General features: G+C 58.1%; 22 protein-coding genes. 12 read left to right on the top strand and 10 right to left on the bottom strand.

The genetic code is table 11. The features are described 5' to 3' along the window. Positions 1-163: 163 nt before the first annotated feature. On the bottom strand, positions 164-688 hold the full coding sequence (locus ACFO3S_RS05260; RefSeq protein WP_378093030.1) for a carboxymuconolactone decarboxylase family protein: 525 nt from the start codon (positions 686-688) through the stop codon (positions 164-166). A 251-nt stretch (positions 689-939) separates the two neighbouring features. Between ACFO3S_RS05260 and ACFO3S_RS05265 the strand changes: the two genes are divergently transcribed. After that, positions 940-1521, top strand: a complete 582-nt coding sequence (locus ACFO3S_RS05265; RefSeq protein WP_378093032.1) for a TlpA family protein disulfide reductase — start codon at positions 940-942, stop codon at positions 1519-1521. Between the two features lie 12 nt (positions 1522-1533). On the opposite strand, the gene clpP is transcribed toward ACFO3S_RS05265, so the two are convergent. Beyond that, positions 1534-2145 (bottom strand): ATP-dependent Clp endopeptidase proteolytic subunit ClpP, encoded by a 612-nt coding sequence (gene clpP / locus ACFO3S_RS05270; protein ID WP_378093178.1) that lies wholly within the window; start codon positions 2143-2145, stop codon positions 1534-1536. A 222-nt stretch (positions 2146-2367) separates the two neighbouring features. Between clpP and ACFO3S_RS05275 the strand changes: the two genes are divergently transcribed. Both ACFO3S_RS05275 and ACFO3S_RS05280 read left to right on the top strand, forming a co-directional pair. Then, positions 2368-3138: an RNA polymerase sigma factor gene (locus ACFO3S_RS05275; protein WP_378093034.1), complete on the top strand. Its 771-nt coding sequence runs from the start codon at positions 2368-2370 to the stop codon at positions 3136-3138. 68 nt (positions 3139-3206) lie between these two features. Further along, positions 3207-4079, top strand: a complete 873-nt coding sequence (locus tag ACFO3S_RS05280; protein WP_378093036.1) for an AraC family transcriptional regulator — start codon at positions 3207-3209, stop codon at positions 4077-4079. A gap of 323 nt (positions 4080-4402) precedes the next feature. On the opposite strand, the gene ACFO3S_RS05285 is transcribed toward ACFO3S_RS05280, so the two are convergent. Beyond that, on the bottom strand, positions 4403-5245 hold the full coding sequence (locus ACFO3S_RS05285) for a phytanoyl-CoA dioxygenase family protein (protein WP_378093038.1): 843 nt from the start codon (positions 5243-5245) through the stop codon (positions 4403-4405). A gap of 124 nt (positions 5246-5369) precedes the next feature. Then, positions 5370-6146, bottom strand: a complete 777-nt coding sequence (locus ACFO3S_RS05290) for a phytanoyl-CoA dioxygenase family protein (RefSeq protein ID WP_378093041.1) — start codon at positions 6144-6146, stop codon at positions 5370-5372. Between the two features lie 147 nt (positions 6147-6293). Between ACFO3S_RS05290 and ACFO3S_RS05295 the strand changes: the two genes are divergently transcribed. Further along, on the top strand, positions 6294-7178 hold the full coding sequence (locus ACFO3S_RS05295; protein WP_378093043.1) for an AraC family transcriptional regulator: 885 nt from the start codon (positions 6294-6296) through the stop codon (positions 7176-7178). A gap of 25 nt (positions 7179-7203) precedes the next feature. On the opposite strand, the gene rnz is transcribed toward ACFO3S_RS05295, so the two are convergent. After that, entirely contained in the window at positions 7204-8148 is a 945-nt protein-coding gene (rnz, locus tag ACFO3S_RS05300; RefSeq protein WP_378093045.1) for a ribonuclease Z, read from the bottom strand. A gap of 83 nt (positions 8149-8231) precedes the next feature. After that, complete coding sequence (locus ACFO3S_RS05305) at positions 8232-9140, bottom strand: AraC family transcriptional regulator (protein WP_378093047.1); 909 nt, start codon at positions 9138-9140, stop codon at positions 8232-8234. A 149-nt stretch (positions 9141-9289) separates the two neighbouring features. Between ACFO3S_RS05305 and ACFO3S_RS05310 the strand changes: the two genes are divergently transcribed. The 8 genes from ACFO3S_RS05310 to ACFO3S_RS05345 all read left to right on the top strand — a co-directional run bounded on the left by ACFO3S_RS05310 (position 9290) and on the right by ACFO3S_RS05345 (position 19022). After that, positions 9290-10084 carry an NAD-dependent epimerase/dehydratase family protein gene (locus ACFO3S_RS05310; RefSeq protein WP_378093049.1) on the top strand — a complete coding sequence of 265 codons (795 nt, stop codon included), beginning with the start codon at positions 9290-9292 and terminating at the stop codon, positions 10082-10084. Further along, positions 10081-10794, top strand: coding sequence for an SDR family oxidoreductase (locus tag ACFO3S_RS05315; protein WP_378093051.1), 714 nt, complete (start codon positions 10081-10083; stop codon positions 10792-10794). Before ACFO3S_RS05310 ends, ACFO3S_RS05315 begins: the two co-directional genes overlap by 4 nt. Positions 10795-10833: 39 nt before the next feature. Continuing rightward, positions 10834-12186, top strand: coding sequence for an ABC transporter substrate-binding protein (locus tag ACFO3S_RS05320; RefSeq protein WP_378093053.1), 1353 nt, complete (start codon positions 10834-10836; stop codon positions 12184-12186). An 81-nt stretch (positions 12187-12267) separates the two neighbouring features. After that, the gene (locus ACFO3S_RS05325; RefSeq protein ID WP_378093055.1) at positions 12268-13128 is read left to right on the top strand and encodes a carbohydrate ABC transporter permease; all 861 of its coding nucleotides are present in this window, start codon (positions 12268-12270) and stop codon (positions 13126-13128) included. Further along, positions 13125-13943, top strand: coding sequence for a carbohydrate ABC transporter permease (locus ACFO3S_RS05330; protein WP_378093057.1), 819 nt, complete (start codon positions 13125-13127; stop codon positions 13941-13943). Before ACFO3S_RS05325 ends, ACFO3S_RS05330 begins: the two co-directional genes overlap by 4 nt. Before the next feature lie 28 nt (positions 13944-13971). Beyond that, a complete protein-coding gene (locus tag ACFO3S_RS05335; protein ID WP_378093059.1) occupies positions 13972-15921 on the top strand; it encodes an alpha-galactosidase in 1950 nt (649 codons plus the stop codon). A 20-nt stretch (positions 15922-15941) separates the two neighbouring features. Then, positions 15942-16916: a sugar phosphate isomerase/epimerase family protein gene (locus ACFO3S_RS05340; RefSeq protein ID WP_378093061.1), complete on the top strand. Its 975-nt coding sequence runs from the start codon at positions 15942-15944 to the stop codon at positions 16914-16916. A gap of 30 nt (positions 16917-16946) precedes the next feature. After that, the gene (locus ACFO3S_RS05345) at positions 16947-19022 is read left to right on the top strand and encodes a bifunctional aldolase/short-chain dehydrogenase (RefSeq protein ID WP_378093063.1); all 2076 of its coding nucleotides are present in this window, start codon (positions 16947-16949) and stop codon (positions 19020-19022) included. A 121-nt stretch (positions 19023-19143) separates the two neighbouring features. On the opposite strand, the gene ACFO3S_RS05350 is transcribed toward ACFO3S_RS05345, so the two are convergent. The 4 genes from ACFO3S_RS05350 to ACFO3S_RS05365 form a co-directional block, all read right to left on the bottom strand. Continuing rightward, positions 19144-19722, bottom strand: a complete 579-nt coding sequence (locus ACFO3S_RS05350; RefSeq protein WP_378093065.1) for a DoxX family membrane protein — start codon at positions 19720-19722, stop codon at positions 19144-19146. 277 nt (positions 19723-19999) lie between these two features. Next, positions 20000-20638, bottom strand: a complete 639-nt coding sequence (locus tag ACFO3S_RS05355) for a ThuA domain-containing protein (protein ID WP_378093067.1) — start codon at positions 20636-20638, stop codon at positions 20000-20002. 28 nt (positions 20639-20666) lie between these two features. Next, a complete protein-coding gene (locus tag ACFO3S_RS05360; protein WP_378093069.1) occupies positions 20667-21290 on the bottom strand; it encodes a hypothetical protein in 624 nt (207 codons plus the stop codon). Beyond that, a complete protein-coding gene (locus tag ACFO3S_RS05365) occupies positions 21287-22141 on the bottom strand; it encodes a hypothetical protein (protein ID WP_378093071.1) in 855 nt (284 codons plus the stop codon). Before ACFO3S_RS05365 ends, ACFO3S_RS05360 begins: the two co-directional genes overlap by 4 nt. Positions 22142-22412: the final 271 nt, after the last annotated feature.

The following is a 22412-nucleotide window of genomic DNA, read 5'->3' on the forward strand; positions in this document are numbered from 1 at the left end:
TCCCTGCCACCAACGTGAACATACGGCCTTCGGATTAAGGTGACGACCAGTCCGCAGGGACGCGGAGCCCTCTCACCCGATTCAGGTCCGGCGCCGTCTCTCCAACCGGTCGGCAATCGCCTTGAATCTGAAAGGCTGCGCTGCGGAGCGCCCGAGCCGTTCGCTAGTTCGTAAAATGAAGCAAAAAGACGTCCAGTTCGACGCGCAGCGCGCTGTTGAATACGTTCGTCGCGATCATCTGCCCGGCGAACGCGGTCAGCGCCACGAGCTGCTCCGGCGAATAGTACTGTCCCAGATGGGCGAATAGCGCGTCGGGCACATCGTTCGGCTTGTTCGCCAGTTGTCTGCCGTACCGTTCCAGCGCCTGCTCCTCGTCGTCAAGCAGCAGCTCGTCCGGATTCTCCCCCCGATCGGTCAGCGCCTTGCGATAATACGTCGAATTCAACAAGCTCTCCCCTTCAAGGGAAATCGCATAACAGAACACGATAAACGCCCGGTGACTAATAAACTGGAGCAGCTCCTCCTTCAGCCTGTTCCATTCTTCGTACGCATGGTACGAAGGCAGATGGCGAAGCAGCGTCTTCTTCGCGTTCGTGACCGTGCCGTTGATCCGATATTGACGCTCGTACTCCGCGCGGGCTTCGGGCGAAGCGTTCTCGTATACGATCGGCTCAATAACCGCCTTCATCTATCATCCCTCCGTTCTTCGGTCGGCCGGACCGGGTATGGATTGCCGAGAAGGTGGTCAACAATGAAAAGAGACGGTTCCTTCGCAACAGTCCTCCTCCAGCTGTTCCTGACGATGGAGCGACCGACTAATCCTTAGTAAATATACCGGAATTATAAGGTTATCATAAAGCTCCGGCTTCCTTCTGTCAATCGATGCTCCTTATCGTTCGAGTCGGTTGGAAGACCACCTTCGGAAAGCGGGAATCCTTCATGAACAAAGGGCGGAATTGGGCGATCGCGATTGCGGCTGCTGCGCTGCTGGGGGGCTTTCTCCTCATGCGGCAGCCGCTCCTTCCTCGCGGCGAAGCGCCCGAGCGGAGCGCCAACGCCGCGCTTCCCGAGAAGCCGGAGATCGGCTATGCCGCTCCGGCCTTCTCGCTGAGCGGATTGGACGGTCGAACGTATTCGCTTGAGGAGTCGAGGGGAAAGCCTGTCGTGCTGAACTTCTGGGCGTCATGGTGCGGCCCGTGCAGGGAGGAGGCCCCCCTGCTCGTGAAGCTGCACAGGCTGTACGGGGAAAGCGTGCATATCGTGGCCGTGAACTTGACGGCCGCCGACCGCACAGAGTCGGCGGAAGAGTTCGCGCGAAGCTTCGGCTTCGCCTTCCCCGTTCCGCTCGATACGCGAGGGACGATCGCGGCCAAGTACCGGATCCGGCCGATACCGACGACGATTTTCATCGACAGCCAGGGAGTGATCCGGGGCGGCGTGCTCGGCGCGTTAAACTGGGAGCTGCTGCAACGGCGCGTACTTTCCCTGCTCGAAGATCAGGCGTCCGGAGAGGGAGTCTAGCCCGAATCAGGGTCAACCGGGAACGTCCGCCGACGGGATGATCCGGTCGACGATGCCGTATTCCAACGCCTCCTCGGCCGTCATGAAGAAATCGCGCTCCATGTCCCTCTCGATCCTCTCCAGCGGCTGTCCCGTGCGTTCGGAGAAGATCCGGTTCAGCTTCTCCTTCGTCCTCACGATGCGCCGGGCGCTGATCTCGATGTCGGTCGCCTGCCCCTGCGCGCCGCCGCTGGGCTGGTGAATCATAATCTCGCTGTTGGGAAGCGCGAACCTCTTGCCCCTTGCTCCCGCAAGCAGCAGGAAGGCTCCGGCCGAAGCGGCCATGCCCATGCAGATCGTATGAACTTCCGGCTTGATGAACCTCATCGTGTCGTACATTGCGAACGCCGCCGAGGTCGAACCTCCCGGCGAGTTGATGTACATGCTGATCTCCTTGTCCGGATCTTCCGCCGCCAGGAACAGCAGCTGGGCGACCACGCTGTTGGCGACCTGATCGTCGATGGCCGTGCCGAGGAAGACGATCCTGTCCTTCAACAGCCGGGAATAAATATCGTACGACCTCTCTCCTCTGTTCGTCTGCTCCACCACATACGGCACATGCAGGGTCATTCCGCATTCCTCCATTTTCTTCATCGTTAGTTGACCGACCTCACCCCGTAGACGAACGGAGGCTTCGGAAAGATACGGCCGGCCCGACGAATTCGTCTTTGCTCCGCGGGGAAAATCGAATACACTGTAAGGGAAAAGAAAGTTCGAATTTTCGACGCTTGCGCGTATCCTTTCTCGCGTTTCGTTCGTTTACGATAGCAAGACGAATTCCGCCCAGGTATGCGAGGAGGGAATGCCATGTACGCGAACCACACCGAAAGCACACGCGAGACAGAAACGACGACGAAGATACGGGACGTCGCCGAGCTTCACGACTCGCTGCGAAAATATTGCCTGTCCTTGACCGAATCGGCTTGGGAGGCGGAGGATCTCGCCCAGGACGCCTGGCTTAAGGCTCTCGCTGGTCCCCGCTTCGACACGCATCCGAATCCGGAAGCCTACTTGCTGCGGATCGCGAAGAACGCTTGGATCGATCGCGCTCGCCGCAGCGCCAAGCTGTCGCGCATCCTGAAGACCGTGCGGCCGCCGGAAGGGGGAGCGGCCAGCATCGGCGCTCTGGAGATCGAAGCTGCCTTCCGCGCGCTGGCCGAGCATCTGCCGCCTCTGCAGAGAGCGGCGTTCCTGCTGCGCGATGTGCTCGGCTATTCGAGCGCGGAGACGGCAGAGCGGCTGCGCGTGACGGAAGGAGCGGCGAAAGCCGCCCTGCATCGGGCCAGGCGGAATCTTCCGCGAGTGCGGGAGGATCTGGAGAACGGAGAAGATCGGCGGGCCGCCGATCAGCCCGGACTGGCGGCCTATGCGCGGGCGATCGCGACCGCATACGAGGTCGGCGACGTCGAGGCGATGCTGGCGTCGCTCGCCGCGATCGACTCCGACTCCGAGTCGGCTCCGGCGATCGGCCTGCTGCATTCGGGTCGGCTTCGGTCGGCCGCGTCTCGCCGGGCGGAAGCTCCTCGAGGGGGCGCTCCCTCGCTGTCGCTCGCGTCGCTCGTGTCGCTCGCCGCATAATCCGATGCCGGACGGCTGCTTTCTTCCTAGCTATGAGGATTATTATCGACGACGAGAGAGGAATCGCCATGACGATCCGGTCGCTTGACGAGCTTATGCCTACCGTTAATTTCGCCAGAAGGGAAACGACGTCCGCCGATTCGAAGTGGGGCAGGCGCGTCATTCCGGACAGCCAGCTCTTCTACGTCGTATCCGGCTATGCGGAGTTGTCGATCGGAGGAAAGACGTACGAGGTTAGAAACGGGGAGTGCGCGCATTACGGCCCGGAATGCCCTCACGAGCTGTTCGCAGCGGAACGGACCGACTACTACAGCATTCATTTCCATTGGCGGCATGAATCGACGGCCCCGTTTCATCCGGGACTGTCGATTCGCGACGCCGGACGGGACGTACCGGACGGACAACCGGTTCATCCGGCTCCCGACATTCCGCCTTACGGTCCCGCGACGCTTCCGACGCATTTTACCGTGTCGGGGCTGGAGCCGATTCTGACGAGGATCGTTAAGGAGTACGAGCTGGAGCAGCCGGGATACGGCGCCGTGCTGAGAGGGCTCATGACCCAGGCTTTAACGCACGTGTTTAGGCAGCTGCTCAACGTCCGCGCCGCGCCGTCCGCCGCCGGCAGCAAAATCGAGCCCGCTATCGCGGCGATGCAGGAGCAGCCGGGCAGAAACTGGACGGTTGCCGAGCTGGCGGCCATGTGCGGCTACCATCCGATTCATTTCTCCAAGCTGTTTAAGGAAGAGTTTGGTCTGCTCCCGAAGCAGTATGTCATCGGAGAGCGGATTAAGAAGGCCAAGCGGGCGCTCCTTCACGGCGAGAAGATCGATTCGATGGCCGAACGGCTGGGCTTTACGAGCATTCATTATTTCAGCCACCAGTTTAAGAAGCTGACCGGGCTGACTCCGACCGAATTCCGGATGCAGGGCAAGGATGCTTAGGGGCCGAGCGCGAGCCTGCGCCCCTCTTCCTGCCAGAGCGGCGCTTCGACTGTGATGTTCCTCCATATACGTCAGCGCTGCGAGATCGGAAGCGGCAGCGGCCGGGCACTTCTCGAGCGCGTTGTCCCGCAGAAGTGCACAGCTCCTCCAGCGACGACGACAGGAGAACGGACAGCCTCCGGTTCCAATGCGCCAACCGGAAGTCGGCAATCCGCATCCTCTGCCGCATCAGCGCAGGCAGCAGGATCGTCAGGAACATAGCTCGTTCCCGGAACGCAAAGCCCCTCCGTCCCAAGCGGGGAGGAGGGGCTCCTGATCTTCGGTCAGCTCGCGCCGACGGTCGAATAGACGACCGGAAAGTGCGGCCCTTGCAAAATATCGCCTTTGTTCACGCCGACGTAAGACAGCATGACATGGTCGCTGGACGGCACGTACCTCGTATGGCCCGGCATGTAGTGAACGGCGATCGCCCGGCGCTTCTTATCCGAGCGGTTGTGCGGACTGCCGTGCCAGGTCAGGCTGTGGTGGTAGCCGACCTGCCCTTTCTTAATCTCGAACGGGACCGCTTTCACCTCCGCGCCTTCCGGCAGCAGCTCCGGGCGGCGATGGCAGGGCATGAAGTCCTTGTCGCTCGTCAAATATTTCTGCTGATCGCCCCACTTGTGACTGCCTGGCACCATCCACATGCAGCCGTTCTCGACAACCGCATCGTCGAGGGCGACCCAGGCGCTGACCAGATCGGCCGGCTGGATGATCGGCCAGAGCGGATGATCCTGGTGCCAGGCGGTCGGCCCGCCCGTCACCGGCGGCTTATATTGGACCTGATCGTGCCAGATGCGTACCGTGTCGGTATTGCACAGCTGAGCGATCTCCTCGACGATTCTCTTATTCGCGGCGTGCTGAAAGAACGCGTCGCTGGCCATCCAGATGTTGACGATCTGAATGACTTTCTCGTTCACGATCATTTTCATTCCGTCATAGGGAGTCGCTCCCTCTTCCCCGTCGGCTAGCATGTTGTGGGCCAGCACCGGCTTTTTCACCGATTTCCCCGCCATGACCAGCTCCAGCTCTTCGCGAAGCGCCTCCACCTCGTCGTCGCTTAGCACGACTCCTCCTTTCAGAAAACCGTTGCGCTCGAATTCGGCCAATTGGCTCTCGTTCAACATCGGACTCGACTCCCTCAGCACTATTTGGATTTTTGGATCCATGGCTTCATCATAAGAGTTTCGCGGTCCGGTGTATTTCCGATAAACCAAGTTTCGTTTGCGTTTTTCTTGTCTCTTTGAGCGGCTAGCCGACGATGCGATAATCGGGCTTCACTTTATCGAAGTGGGGATTTTCGCCGCTGATCATCAGTCCCATTCCCCAATCGAAATGCACGTTCTCGGTCGGAAAATCAGTCGGGTCGCGGTATTGGAACAGCACATTCCTTCTCGTCCGTTCGCTCCGGTTGACCGAGGAGCCGTGGATCGTCAAATAGTTAAAGAACAGCACGTCCCCGGCCTCCGCCTCGCACAGCGTGCCGTCTGTGATCGGATACGTCCTGTGATCGAGATAATGCCTGCCGACATGGGGCAGCGGTCCCTGCTTGTGCGATCCCGGAACGACCCGCAGACAGCCGTTCTCTTCGTCGGCGTCGTCCAGATGGACGCTGGCGGCCAGCATCGTGTGCTTCTCGTGGGGAAAATAAGGGTAGTCCTGGTGCATCGGGAATGCGGCGCCGTTCTCCGGCGGCTTCACCAGCATTTTGGAATGATGCAGCTGCACGTTCGGGCCGATCAGCTTCGACAGTACCGCAGCCATGTTCGGATGGATCGCCGCGCGCATGAAAGCCGCGTCATGGTAGTGAACGTCGTGAAAGCCCTTAAGCACCAGCTTCTTCAGCTGCTCGGGAGGCAGATAGTCTCCCTGCCAGGCGGCGTTCGCGTCCCGATTCGTCGCGGCCGCTCTCTGGATGATGGCGTCCACCGCCGCACGCATCTGCTTGACCTCCTCCGAACGAAAGACGCCCTTCACCAGCAAGTACCCGTTTTCTTTGTAAAATTCCGCATCCTCCGCACGTATCATGCCCGTTCCTCCTTCGTCCTCGAAGAGATTGAATTCGATGTCCTTCCTGCTTTATTGTATAGGTGTCGAGCATGCCCGGTCTTTGACCGGAGATGACCTGTTTTTGCACAATAAGGACTTGAACTCGATACGGGGAGAGCGGGATACATGGATCTCAGCCATGAAACGCAAGCGCTGCTGAACGGGCAGGCGACAAGAGTAAGCGGGAACGGAGCGGACTTCAAAATTCATTACTGGGGCGTCAATCCCCGGCATTTCAGCAATCCGGTGCACAAGCATTCCTTTTTCGAAATCTGTTACGTGCTGGAGGGAGAAGGGGAGTATTCGGAGAAAGGGATCGACTATCCGCTGCGGCCCGGAGCCCACTTCTGTTCGAGACCGGGCGTCCATCATCAGATTCGTTCGAGAGACGGCATGTATTTGCTGTATGTCGCGTTCGAGCCGGAGGAGCACAGTTCGACCGACGAAGCGTATGAATCCTACCGGGCGCTTGCCGAGAAAGGCGAGACGTGCGTCTACGACGACGGAGACCTGCCGGCGTCGCTGCTGTGGAAGTGCCTGCTGCTGCGTGAGGACAGAAGGAGTCTGTCGCCGGGCGCCCTGCTGGCCGCTGCGGGCGCCTTGCTGCTGAGCTTCCCCGGCCTGTTCGGCAGCGAGGAGGCTCGCGCGCCCTCCCGGTCGCGGGAGATCGGGAGCGCGGACGTTCTGCTTCGCCAGGCCAAGCTCTATATCCGGGACAATCTGTCCCGCCCGCTAAGCCTGCGGGAAATCGCGGGCAACTTGAACGTGTCGGAGCGACACCTCTCCCGCTTGTTCTCCCGCGGAATCGGGGAGAACTTCACGAATTACGTGCGCGGCGAACGCATCCGACGGGCCGCCGGACTGCTGGCGGGCAGCGATCTCCCGATCAAGGGGATCGCCGAGGAGACCGGGTTCTCGTCGGTTCACTACTTCACGAGAGTTTTCCTGCGGGAGAAGAAGCTCACGCCCGGCCAATTTCGCCGCAAGCATGCCGGCCTGGCGCAGCGGTAACCGCATCCGGACAGCTCCCCTCCCGTTACTCCTCCTCGCCTCTTCGCACCGGAGGAACCGGGTAGGGCGTCCGCTCGCTCGCCGCTTCCGAGTTCGGGAAGACGCTCCGGGCCTGCTCCTCCAGCAGGGCGAGATCCTCCCGTCTGTACCGGGAGCTGAAATGGGTCATCAGCAGCCGGGCCGCTCCGGCGGCTCTGGCGGTCTCGGCGGCCTGCAGCGCCGTAGAGTGGCCGTACAGATCGGCCTTCTCCGCCAGATCGGCGGCGAACGTCGCCTCGTGCACTAGCAGATCGGCCCCTCTAGCCAGCCGGATCGCCCCTTCGCACGGTCGGGTATCTCCCATCACTGCGACGACGCGGCCCGCAATCGGGTCGCGCAGCGCATCTGCGGCGTGAATGACGGTGCCGTCCTCCAGCTCGATGTCTTCTCCGGCCTTCAGCCTGCCGTACGCCGGGCCCGGCGGAACCCCCGCCGCTGCGAGAACGTCGACGCGAAGAGCGCCGGAGCGCGGCTTCTCCGCAACCCGATAGCCAAAGCAGGGAACCCGATGATCCAGCATAGCGCATTCGACGATATGCCCTTCGGCATCGAGTACGCGGCCTTCTTCTTCAATCTCATGCACGTTAAGCGGATAGTCGAGATGGGTGCCGGACAGCCTCATCGCGGCTTCTATAAATTCGCGCAAGCCCGGAGGACCGTATACGTCCAGCGGCTCCAAGCCCCCGAGCGAGGATCTGCTGCTCAGCAAGCCGGGCACTCCGAACAGATGGTCGCCGTGCAGATGCGTAATGAACAGCTTCGTCAACCGGCTCAGCTTCAGCGGCGTGCGGAGCAGCTGATGCTGCGTTCCTTCCCCGCAGTCGAACATCCATAGCGTTCCTTTGCCCCGGGTCAGGTTCAGCGCGACGGAAGAGACGTTCCTCTCCGCGATCGGCATCCCCGCACTCGTTCCCATAAACCAGACTTCCACGCGTTCGCCTCCCTTCTCAGATCAGCATTGACGGCTTGCTCCCCGTTTATCCCGGCTTGCCGCCCGTCAGGCTCGTACCCCTTTTATTTCGGGGAATCGATCGAAGACGGCGTTCTCTTCATAATTTTCCGGTACTGATTCGGAGAAATTCCTATAATTTGCTTGAACAGCCTGGAAAAGTGATGACCGTCCTCAATCCCGACCAGCCTTCCGATTTCAACAATCGACAGTTCCGTATTATGCATCAATTGGATCGACTTGCGCAACCGATACTGGATCAAGTAATCGTACGGCGATTCTCCGACCTCTTTCTTGAACAGCTTGGAAAAGTAAGCACGCTCCAACCCGACGTAATCGGCGATATGCTTCACGTTAATGGCATGCATATAGTTGTGGTCAATGTAAAGCAGCGCTTTCTGGATGTTGGCGGAAGCGTTGTTAATGGCTTTGGACTCCGAATTTACATGCGGATTCGACTTTTCCAACTCGGAAATCAGCAGATAGAGAATACCGGCAAGCTCCATCGAATGTCCGCCGTTTTCGAAGGCGTTCAGCAAGGCGCTGTTAAGTTCTACGATCCGATGCTCCTGCCCGACCCGCCGCACCGGCTGGTCGCGGCTTACGCCGATTCGGTTGATGCATTCCGCCGCCCGTTTGCCGTTGAAGGCAAACCAATAAAATGTCCAAGCATCCTCCCGAACGGTTTCATAAGAAATGACATCTCCAGGAAAGATAACGAAGATATCCGAGCTTTGCGCCTTATATTTCTGTTTGTTGAACCAGTACCAGCCGCTTCCATGCTCAATGTAGTGGATCAAATAGCTGTCTCTGACCATCGGTCCGCAGGCGAAATCGGGATCGACCTTCTCATAGCCGCAGAAGTAAAGATCCAGATCCGCCTGCAAATTCGGATTGTTGATATATTCGACCCGATTCAGGTTTGCAAGGGTCGCATGCTTCGCGAACAACGGCTTGAAAGCGGAAAAATCCATCGTTTTCCTCCTTTTCTCCCTTCATTCTATTCGACACATATATACACATCTAAAACACATATATCTATGGAGATCGGTAGAAGACATCAATAAAATAGCAATTAGATAGCGCTTACAAACATTATAACTGACGTAAGGAGAGATTGGGAGTGACACAAATATCTAATTCGCCCCGCATTCTGATTACCGGAGCCAGCGGTTATTTGGCACGTTTCGTTGTCGAGCGGCTCGCAAGGCAGGGGTATCGCCTAAGGGGCTTCGACCGCGTGACTCCGTCCGATGACCGCCCGCTTCACGACTTCGTCCAGGGGGACATCACCTCCTTCGAGGATATCCGCAAGGCATGCGAAGATCAGGACATCGTCATTCATTTGGTTTCCATCGTGCGCAACCGGGAGCATCTGCCGCTCGGCGCCTTTAACGACATCATGGTGAAGGGCACCTGGAACACGATGGAGGCGGCCGTACAGGCAGGCGTGCGCAAAATTGTCAACATCAGCAGCATACTTGCGATCGGGTATCGGGAAGGTCCGCTGGACAAGCCGGTACGCGAAGACGATCCGTTCCGGGCCGGCTCTTACGACCTGTATTACGTGTTGGGCAAATGGCTGGGAGAAGAAATCGGCCGCGCTTATTCGCAAGCGTATTCCGTCCCGGTCATCCATATCCGCCCCGGCGTCATCGACGGCGACGGGCAGAACGAGCCCCCTTCGGTTCCGGATAATCCGGACAAACATTGGTTCCAATACGTCGCTCCGGAAGACTTGGCGCAAGCCATCGAAGGCGCCGTGACGACCCAACGGGCCGCTCAAAGCAGCTATTTCATCGTGGCGGGACATCCCGAGGCCGCATTCGATATCTCTTCCGCCCGCAGAGACTTGGGGTACGACCCGCAGCGCAATTGGACGGAGTTGACCAGAATGAAGCCCGGCGGTCCGGCATGAAGAGTCGTTTAAGCGGCAAGACAGCGCTAGTAACGGGAGCCAGCAGAGGAATCGGCCGGGCGATCGCGACGAGACTGACCGCCCAAGACGTGACCGTCATCGGCACTGCGAGGGCTTCAAGCGAATTGAAAACGCTTGATTTGGAGCTGACCTTCAGCCCGACCCCGGGCTTCGCCATCGCGGCCGACTTGACTCAGGAAAAGGAGGTGAAGCGGCTTTTCGAAGAAATCGACGGCCGTTTGGGGCGACCCGTCGATATTCTGATCAACAACGCCGGCATTGCCGAGGAAACGCCATTCGCCGAGCAATCGTTCGACTCCTGGAGGAGCCTGTTCGCCATCAATGTGGATGCCGTATTTCTGGCCACGCGGGAAATGTTGATCAGACGTCCCCTTAACCGGACGGGCCATATCGTCTTTGTGGCGTCTGACGCATCGTTCAAAGGGATCGGCAAAATGGGACCGTACTGCGCGACCAAGCATGCGGTGCACGGTCTGGCCAAAAGCTTGGCGGAGGAATACCGGGGGAGCGGCGTCCGCTTCACGACGCTGTTCACGGGTTCCGTCAACACGACGATTCTGCGCGAAACGGCCGACAGGCACGACATTACGCAGCCGGAGGACATTGCGGATTCGCTCCTGCACGCGCTGTCGATGCCGGAACGTTGCGAAATGAGAGAGCTATACATCACTCCAGCCGATTCTTCATGAAATTTTTTGAACAAACTTCCACTCAAAGGGGGCAATACCATGAAAAAAGGAATTCAAGGCAATCGGGTCAAACTGGCGACCCTGTTCGTACTGATGGCGGTTCTGATCTCGGCGTGCGGCGGCCGTTCCGATTCGAGTCCGTCACCCGGCGGCCCTTCCGAATCGGAACAGCAGGAAAAGGGCGATATTTACTGGATCACGCAAAAAGTAGATGTCGCGGAAAAAGAGCTTTATAACCGGCTCGTCATCCAGCCTTTCGAAAAGGCCCATCCCGGATCGAGCGTCAAATGGGTGGAAACCGAGAACCCGACCGCTGCTGCCAGGCAGCAGTTGGCCGCGGGGGCCGGTCCCGACATCGTGACCACGGACGGTCCGACGCTGCTCGCCGAATTCGCCAAAGCGAATTATTTGCTGCCTCTCGACGATTATGCCGACAAGTACGGCTGGAAGGATCGTTTCTTCGATTGGGCTTACGAAACGGGGTTCGTCAACGGCAAGCTGTACGGGCTTCCGAGCGAATATGAAACAATGCTCGTCTGGTACAACAAAGATATGTTCCGGGAGAACGGATGGAGCGTACCGACCAGCTACGAGGAGCTGTTCAGCCTCGGCCAAAGCATGATGGACAAGGGCATTATTCCTTTCGGCTACGGCTCCGGCGATGTCAAAGCGGCGAACGCCTGGTGGTATTCGATCGCATTCGGCAACACCTTGGGCTCCGAGGAAATGAAGCGGATGCTGAAGGGCGATATTCCCTGGAACAACGAGCTGATGAAGGAAGCCGCCCAGAAGCTGGTCGATCTTTATCAAAACGGATACATTTCGGACAAGAAGGCGCCGATCCTAACGATGGATGACGGCTGGAACCTGTTTGCGAGCGGCAAAGCGGCCATGGACAACGAAGGCACTTGGGTGCTGGCCCGGCTCGCCGACAAAAAGCCCGATTTCGAGGTCGGATTTTTCACGATGCCGGCTTGGCGCTCCGGCGTGGAAGCCGATCTGCAAATCGGACTCGGATCGATGACGGGCATAAACGCCAACACTTCGATTCCTGGCTTGGCCAGCGATTTTCTTGACCGCCTGTATACGGCGGAAACGGCCGCGGCCGCGCTTCAGTTCGGCCAGTTCTATCCGGTCAAGGAGGTCGGTTCCGGTTCCGATGCGCTAGACCCACTGGTGAAGCAAGTATATGAAACGCTGGACAAGGCGCTCGAAGGAAGCGCCGGATACTTGTCGTGGACGTATTACCCGCCCAGAACGGATTCTTATCTGTGGCAAAATCTGGACTCCGTTCTTCTGCAGCAAATGACGGTGGACGAGTTCCTGGATCATACGCAGGCCAAGGCGGAGGAAGATGCGAAAAACGGCAGCTTGTTCAACTTCAAGGATTAGCGCTACCGGAAGATTGCCTGCCAAGAGGTGCGGCGGAATTCCGCTTCCCTCTTGGAGGCTTAAGGAGGTCTACAAACCGTCATGAAAGCTTGGCACCCTTGGCTGATGCTTCTCCCGACGCTTTTGCTGCTGGCCTTGGTTGTGGGCGGGCCGATCATCGGGACCGTCTTCCTGTCCATGACGGACTGGGATGGAATCCGCTCCTTCGGTTTTATCGGCCTCGACAATTATGCACACCTGTTCAAAGACGCCATTTTTTATCAAGCGCTGTTCAACAACTTGAAATGGATGCTGTTTTTCCTTACGGTTCCCGTTCTGCTCGGATTGTCCGCAGCCCTCCTCGTGAGCGGGATCGGCAGAGGCCAGATGCTGTATCGCTCCATCCTGTTCGTCCCCTACATCATCTCCACCGTCGTAACGGCCAAGACATGGTCCTGGATCTACAATCCGTTCGTCGGGATCAATGAAGTACTGGAAAGGGCCGGCGCCGGTTGGCTGGCGTTGAATTGGTTGGGGAACGAAAAGCTGGCGCTTTTCTCCGTTGCGCTTGCCGATACGTGGCATTTCTGGGGGTTTATTTTTGTGCTGTTTCTGATGGCTTTGCAGCAAAAGGACGTCCATCAGGAGGAATCCGCCAAATTGGAAGGAGCGAACCGGATCCGCATTTTCTGGCATGTCGTTCTTCCCCAGCTGCGGCCGACGCTGGTGCTGATCTATATGCTGATCATTATTTGGTCGTTTACCGCGTTCGATTACGTCTATGTGATGACCCAAGGGGGACCCGGGCGGGCTACCGAGCTGCTTGCCACTTATATGTACAAGCTGGCTCTCTACGATTACCAGCCGGGGTACGCCAGCGCCGTTGCGACGACCATGGGGTTATTCAGCGTTATTGTGATCGTCGGTTTTGGCATCATTCGAAGGAAAGGGTGGGACGTGTGAGACTGAAGCGATTGTGGGTTCATATTCCGATCGTTGCCATCCTGATTTTCGTCCTCGGTCCCCTGCTGCTCATGCTGAATAATGCGCTCAAACCGGCCGGCGGGTTAAACGACAACCCTTTTCATTTGCCCGAGCGACTCGTATGGACCAATTTTTCCGATGCTTGGGTACAAGGGGAATATGCCCGAGCATTCGGGAACAGCGTGCTCGTCGGCATATCCTGCATCCTTATCATCTGCGTCAGCGCGGGGCTGGCCGCTTATGCCCTAGCAAAATTGCGGTTCAAGGGCTCCAACGCCGTAATGGGACTGCTGCTGTTTACGATGTCGATCCCCCTTGGCTTGTTTTTGGTTCCGCTATTTTATTTGTGGCAAAAGTTCAACTTAATGGACACGCTCGGGGGCATGATTTTAATTTACTCCGCCATATTTTTGCCATTCAGCATTTTTATGCTCCGGGCCTTTTTGGTGAAAATTCCGAACGAGCTGATTGAAAGCGCCAAGATCGACGGCTGCAGCGAAACGATGGTGCTTCTGAAAATGATCGTGCCGATCGCCAAATCCGCCTTCATGACGCTTGCCGTTCTCGTCTCGCTATGGACGTGGAACGAGTTTTTTTTCGCCAACGCTTTTCTCATTTCGGACGAGACCCGGACGGTGGCTACCCGTTACTTGGCCTTCTCGGGCCGATACAGCAGCGATTGGACGTTGATTTCGGCTGCCGGCGTCATCACGACCGCCCCGATTCTGATTCTGTATTTGCTGCTGCAGCGCAGATTCGTAGAAGGGCTGGTCGAAGGCAGCGTAAAAGGATAGATCAGAGGACTACAAGGAGAGCTTGGATATGAACAATTCTACAGTCATATTGAATAATTGGTTGAAGCAGGCTCTTCCATCGGATCTGCAAGAGCTTTTGTCATTCGATTTCGTCCCGGCGGGCCGGGAGCAAGAAGCGGAGTGGGATCTGCTCCAAGCGGACATGGCAGGCGAACGATCCCTGAAGCTGGCTTTAACAAGCCGTCGTACGGAAGCGGTCGTAGAGCTGAGAAGGCAGACGGATCATGTGCTGGAGATTCAAACGACGCTAAGAGGTATAAGCCCCGAACCGGACGAGTGGCAGTTGATATATCCGCTGCGTCTGATATGGGCTTCCGATCGCATGATCAGCCGCGCCGTTTCCGGCGGCACGGACGAGGACTATTATCCTCCCCTGGCCTTTACGGAATTTACGCGCACGGGCACCTTCTCGCGCACCAACAGGCAGATCGCCTCCCCTGTCGCTTTGTCTTCGGCGCCGGACGGCCGATCCTCGAACCGGGACTTGCCGTTTCTGCTGAGCGCCGTTCCGGGAGCCGGCGTCGTATCCGGCCTGGAATGGTCGGGGCTGTGGCGGCAGCAGCTAAGCTATGTGCCCGAACTGGGCGTACACGAGAACGAGTTCGTCATTCCGGTCGATGGCCTGAAGCTGCAGCCGGACGAGCTCCTGGCGCTTCCGACGGTACACTTGGTGTTTTACGAAGGAGACGCGGATGACGGCTGCAACAGCTTTCGCCGTTATGTGCTTGAACATATCGTGCCGTCCTGCGATCGTCAACCGAAGCTGCCGACGGTCAGCTACGATACGTGGGCGGGCATCAACAACGAGTTCGACATCGATTTTTTGAAACGGCAGGCGCTGAGGTGCGCGGAGCTCGGAATGGAGTACTTCGTCCTTGATGCGGGCTGGTTCAGGGAGAGCTTCGACAAGGGCGTAGGGAACTGGTATTCCGTCGACGAAAGCAAGTTCCCGGAAGGCATTGAGCCGTTATCCGCATTCGTGCGGAATCTGGGAATGAAGATGGGCTTTTGGTTGGAGCTGGAAAGAGCGCATCGCGAGAGCGATATTTGCCGGGAACGGCCTGAATGGTTTCTGACCGCCGAGCACGTTCCAAGACTGATGCATCAGGAGTACCGGCATTTGAACCTGGCGATGTCCGACGCGGTCGATTGGGCGATTGAAACGACAGCCTTCTGGATCGAAAAGCTGGATTTGAAATGGATCCGCTTCGACTATAATATCGAGCCTATGGAATATTTTCGCCGGGCGGATCGTTCCGGAAAGCTGATGTTCCGATACGTTGAGGGTCTGTATCGCATGTTCGACCGGCTTAAGGAGCGATACCCGCACGTTCTGTTCGAAGCTTGCGCTTCCGGCGGAAGAAGGATCGATCTGGGCATTCTCCGGAGATGCCATACGGCTTGGATTTCCGATCACAGCTTTGACCCTAATATTTGCAGATATATACAGAGCGGCGCCAGCCGGTTTTTGCCCGGCAATCTGCTCAACAGCGCCGTAACCGTCCTGAAGATCGGCGCTGGCGACGACTGTTTCGGCGATTTGGATTTTGTGTCACGAATGCTGGGAACGTTCTCCATCAACGGGGACGTGGCCAGTTGGTCAAAGGAATTAACCGCCCGGGCGGCCCGTCTAATTGAGCGATACAAGGAATGGCGGTGGCTGCTCGTAGAGAACTTCTATCCGCTCACCTCTTCGCCGGGCCGAGCGGACCAGCCGGACATCGTACAATTCGCGGATCGCGCCGGCCGCAACAGCATCGTATTCGGATTCGTGGCCGAGGGCGACGTCAGTTTGCGTGTCCGTATGAAGGGGCTGGACGCCTCGCGCGCCTATCGGGTGACCGATCCGCTCACGGACGGCAGCGAAACAACCGATGGAGCGGAGTTGGCCTTCCGGGGACTAAAGGTTGAACTGCGCGGCGGCTTTGCCTTCGTGCGCCTGTTCCATGCGGTTTAAGAACGGAAAGGAGAATAAATATGGGCTATCGTTACTCGGTTTTTTTGCAAAATGTCGGCTCCTGCTTCGACCGTTACTGTCCGGCTTACAGCGAGCCCTTCTCCGTGCAGGAGCTGTTCGATCGGGCGGCCTCCATCGAGCATCTGTCCGGCGTGGATATCGTGCTGACCCCGGAAATAGCGGAGCAATGGGATGAGGTCAAGGCGCACTCGGAACGAACGGGACTCGCTATCGTTTCATTGGCCGTGGATCTTTTTACGCAGAGCAAGTTCAAGCAAGGCAGCCTGTCGAGCATCGATGCGGAAATTCGCTCGCAGGCGATCGGGGCGACGAAGCAGGCGATGGATCTGGCGAGTGAAGCGAATTGCGGCATGGTGACGATCTGGCCGGGGCAGGATGGATACGACTCCTTGTTCCAGGCCGATTACATTCGGGAACGCGACTGGTTCGCAGCGGGCGTTAAGGAAGCCTGCCTCTACCGTCCCGACATTGACATCGTTCTGGAATACAAGCTGAAGGAGCCTCGCACGCACAGCTATGTCAGCACGGTTGGAGTCGCTTTGCTTATGGTGAATGAAATCGGGGCCGAAAACTGCGGGATCGCATTGGATTACGGGCATGCGCTGCTCGGATACGAGAACCCGGCGGAATCAGTTGCGATGCTCAAGAAATACGGAAATAAACTGAAGCATGTTCACATTAACGACAATTACCGGCACTGGGATGACGACATGATCGTCGGCACCGTTCATACGCTGGAATTTCTCGAATTTTATTACTGGCTGAGCCGTACGGAATACAAGGGCTGGATCACCGTAGACCAGTTTCCTTATCGCGAGAACGGACGCGACGCGGTGAACGAAAGCGTGCAATGGCTGCTCGCGTTCGAACGCGTAATGGACCGGGCCGACCCCGAAAGGATCCGGGATTTGATCGCTTCCAAGGACGCGGTCGGCGCTAGCCGGTTTATGCGAAAGCTTCTTTTTGACCAATAAGATGTATGGCCACGGGGGAGGACACTCGGAATGATTCAAGATTTATGGGATCGTCAGGCAGCGAACAGCTTGCCGGAAGGATTGCCGGAACTGGCGTACCGCTCCCGCCTGTTGGGGACCGATCGCAGAGTAGCGAATTGGGGCGGCGGAAACACGTCGATGAAAACGATTGAAAAGGATTTTCGGGGCAGGGGGACCCTTACGCTTTGGGTCAAAGGAAGCGGCTCCGATCTGGGGACGATGTCCGAAAATCAGTTCACCGCGCTCAGCCTGGAGCCCATCCGCGAGTTGATTAGCCGAGCTTCCATGACGGACGAGAAGATGGTCGAATATTTGGAACGCTGCATGACGGATAGTCGGCGCCCGCGGGCTTCAATCGAAACGCTGCTGCATGCGTTTTTGCCGTACCGTCATATCGATCATACCCATCCGGACGCGATTATCAGCCTTTGCTGCTCGGAGAACGGACGGGAGATCGCCCGGGAAATTTACGGCAATCGGTTCGTCTGGGTTCCTTATGTCCGACCGGGCTTCGAGATGTCGAAGCTGATTTTGGAAGCTTTGCAGAACAACCCCGACGCCGAGCTCGTGCTGATGGCCAAGCACGGCCTGGTCACCTGGGGAGACAGCTCCGAAGCTTGCTATCGCAGCACGATCTCGGCGATTCGCCAAGCGGAGCTTTATATCGAAGAAAAGGCGCGCCATGCCGTACTGTACGGAGGTTCGCGGCATCGAGCGCTGCCTGCGGAGGAACGCAAGCGGATTCTGACCGCCATCCTGCCGTATGTGCGCGGGCTGGTCGGCCTGGACAAGCGGATGATTCTGAATTACGACGATAACGATGATGTGCTGGCTTTCGTAAACGGGAATGAATCCGCCCAGATCTCTCAGATCGGAGCGGCGTGCCCCGACCATCTCATTCATACGAAACGGCTTCCTCTGTTCGTCGACTGGAATCCCGCCGATGGTGATATCGACGGCCTGAAGCGCAGGCTGCGCGACGATGTGGAAGCTTATATCGCCGAATATTCGGCCTATTTCGCAAGAAACCGCGTGGACGGAGATACAGCATATGAAGCGTCGCCGCGGATCATTCTGATTCCGGGCATCGGTATGATCAGCACCGGCCGCAGCCGGTTTCACGCCATGCTTAGCGCTTCGCTGTACCATCGCGCCATCGCCGTAATGAAGGGAGTCTCCGCGCTGGGCGAACGCTTCGTTTCCTTGGATGAGCGCGAATCTTACGGGATCGAATACTGGCCTCTGGAAGTCTACAAGCTTTCGCTGGCGCCACCCGAAGCCGAGTTCGCCCGTCAAGTCGTACTGATTACCGGAGCGGCAGGCGGGATCGGAAGCGAGACCGCTCGGCAATTCGTCCGCGAGGGCGCCCATGTCGTTCTGGCGGATCTCAATGAAGAAGGAGTTCAAAGGCTGGCGGAGGAGTTGAACGGCTCGATCGGCAGCGGAGAAGCGGCATTAGCTGTTAAGATGGACGTAACCAGCGAGCAGGATGTCCGCCGGGCATTCGATATGGCGGCCCTGCGTTTCGGCGGCATTGATATTGTGGTGAACAATGCCGGACTGGCGACGTCCAGCCCCTTCGACGAAACCTCTCTGAAGGAATGGCAGTTGAACATGGACGTGCTGGGAACGGGTTATTTCCTTGTGGCGCGCGAGGCTTTCAGAAGAATGAAAGAGCAGCAAACCGGCGGATGCGTGGTATTCGTAGCGTCCAAAAACGCGGTATACGCCGGCAAGGGCGCCTCGGCGTACAGCGCCGCGAAGGCGCTCGAAACCCACTTGGCCCGCTGCCTTGCGGCGGAAGGCGGAGAATTCGGCATTCGGGTAAATTCGGTGCTCCCGGACGCCGTGCTGCAAGGCTCGGGCATATTCAGCTCCGCCTGGCGCAACGAGAGGGCAGCGGCCTACGGCGTGCAGCCGGAAGAGCTGGAGGATTACTACCGCAGCAGAAGCGCCTTGCGCCTGAACGTGTACCCGGCCGATGTAGCGGAAGCGGTCAAATTTTTGGCTTCGTCGAAGTCGGCCAAAACGACCGGCTGCATGATCACGGTCGACGCAGGCGTTCCCGCGGCTTTCGCACGATAGGCGTAATTGCCAGGCCTGGCGGGAACCGGGCTTAGATCGGAGGCTGATCCGAAGGCTATTGACTTAAGCAATCGATAGAGAGACCGCGCAAGCGCGGTCTCTCTGCCTATTCCATCGTTATTTAACCGGCTACAGACCGATCCGAGCCCTTCTTGCGTCCCCACGGAGTGCCGAGCAAAGGCAGCGCCCATCTGTCCAGTCCGTACCAGCCCGCGACCTTCCAGCCAAGCACGATCCACGTCGCCAGAATAAACAGCAGCGGATTGGTGCTCAGCGTGCCCGCAAACAGGAAGCTTGCGTTCATGAACGCCCCGAAGAACGCGGCGATTCCCGTTAACAAGCCGAGAATAAGTCCGAGACCGACCAGCACTTCGCCGAACGCCACCACATAGGAGAACAGCTTGGCGTTGGGCAGCACGGCGCTTTCCAGGAACGAGGCGTACCAGCCTGTCACGTCCTTGCCGGCCTCCGCCTTGCCGATCGCGCCCTGCACGAACCCGGTCAGACCCGCTCCCGCATTGCTGCCAACCCAGGCGTCGCTGGTCACCTTGTGCCAGCCGGCGTCCAGCCAGGCATAGCCCAAGTACAGCCGCACGACCAGCCACAGCAGACCCGACCTCGTATTGTTGAACAGAAAATTCGATACCGGATTATCGGGAATGATGATGTTCTTGCCCTTCAATTCTTCTTTAATCGTCACAGTCTTCATCTCCTCATAGGCTTCTGGTTCACAACCTTACCATAGAAGAACTACGCAAACTGTAAACTACTTCTCATTTGGTCAATTCAACACCATCATACACGAAAGCTTGGCCGAAATCGACCGCAAAATGCGACCCCCGACCCCCGAGGTTAGACGGACTCGAGAGCGGTAACCCTTCCGCGCGTTTCGCGCCGATTCGCGTCCATCCTCCCGTTTCGAGGCCCGTCGTGCATCGGGAGTGCAAGACGTCCCGTCAGTGGCCCGAAATTCCCGGCTACAGCGCTCTGGCCGCCCACAGGCCGGCATTCACCATCAACTGGCGGTAGCCCTCATTTTTAAACGTGGACAGCTGATGGCCGGGCATCAGATAAACGACTCTGCCGAGCCCGAACTCATGCGTCCAGGCCGCGGGCCAATACGAACCGTCATGCTCGTATTCGGCCAGAATTGTCGTGCGGATATGGGGATTGAATTCGAACCGGTAAGGCTCGTCCTCCACGGTAAACGGCTCTACGCGATCCATGATCCGGTGATTCGGCTCGCGGATTCGAATCGGCAGCTCGGTTAACGGAGGATGGTGCATAAACTTGCCGCCGAGCAGCGCTGCGAGCTCTTGGTTGCGCTGCAGGGAAATGCCGTTGTGAACGGCCAGCAGTCCTCCTCCTCTCGCTACGAACGACAGCAGAGCCCCGACGCGCTCCGCCGGCAATTTTTCCTCGACAAATTCCGTATACGAGATGAACAGACGGTAGGGAGCCAAATACTCCTCCTTCAGCATCCCGTAATCCCCCGTGCACCTAACGTCGATCCGATCCCGGAAGATGTACCGCAGCTCCTCGTCCACTCCCGCGAACGGATGATAGATCGCGTCCGAATAATGGCCCAGCGCCAACGCCTGGATTTCCTTGTTCATGGCTTGTACTCCTCCCCCCGGCACTCGTCTACAAGCGCAAATCTACGAACGCTCCTGCTCCCCCATCCGTATCGCCGTCTCCGTTCTCCGGATTGGCCGCGACTTCGCGCGCCGCCCTCCTCGCCAGGAAGAGAACGGACAAGCCGGAGATCAGCAAAGCCGTTGCCGACAGCAGCAGGACGGGAAACATCTCCTGCACCGAATAGTTCAATTGAAAGGGCAGCAGCAGCTGCATGACGACGCCGGCCGCGAAGGCGAGCCGCCAACGCTTGCCTGCGGATTCGGCCAGCTGCATCTTGCCTCGCTCCGCCGCGTCCAGACGAATTCCGTCGCAGATGCCGAAGTACATTGCCAATTCGATCGCCAGCGTCATCCCGGTCAGCGCCAGCACGTTGACGGAAGGCTCGATGCCGCCCGTCAGCGAATACTCCGTCTGCGCCAGACCCAATGCCGACAGGACCGACAGAACGAGCAGCGCGCCGGCCGCATTCCGCGCCCATCTGTACCGGGCGTTCCGCAAGCCGAGCTTCGACAGCCCCGCCACGATCAGCCCGTATCCGACCACATCGGGAAGCAGGTCGAATTCGGATATCTTCACGTCGATCAGCTCGAAGCCAAGCCCCCAGGCGAGCTGAGCGAAAGCTCTCCTCATTCTCCCCTCCCCCTCTTCTCACGAACGTAGGCGCGCATCTGGGCATCGGTCGGATACGGCGTATAATTGGCGAATACGACGTAATCGTACGTTTCACCGTCAGGCTCCTCGAAGCGCTCTCTCAGCTGCAATCTGTAGACGGATAAGGCGTCGCCAGTCTCCGGCAGCCGATACCGGTACTCCAGCATCAGCGTCTGCCCCTCCTTCAGCTCTAGAGGATAAGCCGCGCTTTTCGGATAAGGCGCGCCCTGTTCCGGGAACGTCTTGATCTCATACTGGAACGAATCCCCGAGCCGCTCCAGCCAGGCGGAGGACACCCCCGTCAGCGTTACCGGCCGGGTCGCGCTCACAATCGCCGAGCCCTCGTGACGACTCGATCCTGTGACGGAGCTCATCTGAACCGGAGCTTCCTTCGATGTGTCCGGCGGCCAAGCCGGAAGAGATACGATGATCTCTCCGACGTCCTCCACCCTCTCGCTGCCGTCGCTGTAGCGCACCGTTAATTCGCTTAACCTGAGAGGCTCCCGCTCCGGACGCTCCAGCATCCGGTTCTCGTCGAAGTAGCCGCGCATGACATAGATCGTCTGCCGGCGCAGCTCCTGATGAACCTGCACCGGATAGAACTGCAGCGCCTCCAGGCCGCCCGCGCTTGCGGAGACGGGCTTGCGTTTGTCATCCTTGTTGGCGACGTATAGCAGGTCGAAGGCGACCGAGGGCGTATATGTCGTCTCTATGTAATGGCGGAGAAAACCCGCCTCGGGCAGCCGGTAATATCGGTAATACCCGTAATTGGCCAGCCACACGGCCGCGATGACGGCCGCAGCGATCAGATATAGGACTCTGGCTCTCATCGGTTTCTCCTTCCCGGGTCGGCAGCCTGTCCGGCAGCGTTCGAATCGATCGTGCCGACAAGCCGCCGTCGCCTACAGCTCCGGTTCGTCGACTTGGCGGTGACGCTGTCTTCTCTAGCTATACATATAACGCGACAATCGCAGTATAGTTCCTCTAGAGGCAAGAAAAACCTGGATAATATCGCGCAAGACGGACAAGGCCTTCGGGAACGCTTTGATGGCAAGGAGTTGTTTCCTCAAGATCATCATGTTAAAATACCAATTAACCAAA

Origin of the sequence: Cohnella hongkongensis, from assembly GCF_042654645.1 — a bacterium.
In the GTDB taxonomy this organism is placed as follows: domain Bacteria; phylum Bacillota; class Bacilli; order Paenibacillales; family Paenibacillaceae; genus Cohnella; species Cohnella hongkongensis.

Bases quoted from the DNA above. Each gene is read 5' to 3' on its own strand.
- ACFO3S_RS05260 (WP_378093030.1), bottom strand. From the start codon at position 688: ATGAAGGCGGTTATTGAGCCGATCGTATACGAGAACGCTTCGCCCGAA.
- ACFO3S_RS05265 (WP_378093032.1), top strand. From the start codon at position 940: ATGAACAAAGGGCGGAATTGGGCGATCGCGATTGCGGCTGCTGCGCTG.
- clpP (WP_378093178.1), bottom strand. From the start codon at position 2,145: ATGGAGGAATGCGGAATGACCCTGCATGTGCCGTATGTGGTGGAGCAG.
- ACFO3S_RS05275 (WP_378093034.1), top strand. From the start codon at position 2,368: ATGTACGCGAACCACACCGAAAGCACACGCGAGACAGAAACGACGACG.
- ACFO3S_RS05280 (WP_378093036.1), top strand. From the start codon at position 3,207: ATGACGATCCGGTCGCTTGACGAGCTTATGCCTACCGTTAATTTCGCC.
- ACFO3S_RS05285 (WP_378093038.1), bottom strand. From the start codon at position 5,245: ATGTTGAACGAGAGCCAATTGGCCGAATTCGAGCGCAACGGTTTTCTG.
- ACFO3S_RS05290 (WP_378093041.1), bottom strand. From the start codon at position 6,146: ATGATACGTGCGGAGGATGCGGAATTTTACAAAGAAAACGGGTACTTG.
- ACFO3S_RS05295 (WP_378093043.1), top strand. From the start codon at position 6,294: ATGGATCTCAGCCATGAAACGCAAGCGCTGCTGAACGGGCAGGCGACA.
- ACFO3S_RS05305 (WP_378093047.1), bottom strand. From the start codon at position 9,140: ATGGATTTTTCCGCTTTCAAGCCGTTGTTCGCGAAGCATGCGACCCTT.
- ACFO3S_RS05315 (WP_378093051.1), top strand. From the start codon at position 10,081: ATGAAGAGTCGTTTAAGCGGCAAGACAGCGCTAGTAACGGGAGCCAGC.
- ACFO3S_RS05320 (WP_378093053.1), top strand. From the start codon at position 10,834: ATGAAAAAAGGAATTCAAGGCAATCGGGTCAAACTGGCGACCCTGTTC.
- ACFO3S_RS05325 (WP_378093055.1), top strand. From the start codon at position 12,268: ATGAAAGCTTGGCACCCTTGGCTGATGCTTCTCCCGACGCTTTTGCTG.
- ACFO3S_RS05335 (WP_378093059.1), top strand. From the start codon at position 13,972: ATGAACAATTCTACAGTCATATTGAATAATTGGTTGAAGCAGGCTCTT.
- ACFO3S_RS05340 (WP_378093061.1), top strand. From the start codon at position 15,942: ATGGGCTATCGTTACTCGGTTTTTTTGCAAAATGTCGGCTCCTGCTTC.
- ACFO3S_RS05345 (WP_378093063.1), top strand. From the start codon at position 16,947: ATGATTCAAGATTTATGGGATCGTCAGGCAGCGAACAGCTTGCCGGAA.
- ACFO3S_RS05355 (WP_378093067.1), bottom strand. From the start codon at position 20,638: ATGAACAAGGAAATCCAGGCGTTGGCGCTGGGCCATTATTCGGACGCG.
- ACFO3S_RS05360 (WP_378093069.1), bottom strand. From the start codon at position 21,290: ATGAGGAGAGCTTTCGCTCAGCTCGCCTGGGGGCTTGGCTTCGAGCTG.
- ACFO3S_RS05365 (WP_378093071.1), bottom strand. From the start codon at position 22,141: ATGAGAGCCAGAGTCCTATATCTGATCGCTGCGGCCGTCATCGCGGCC.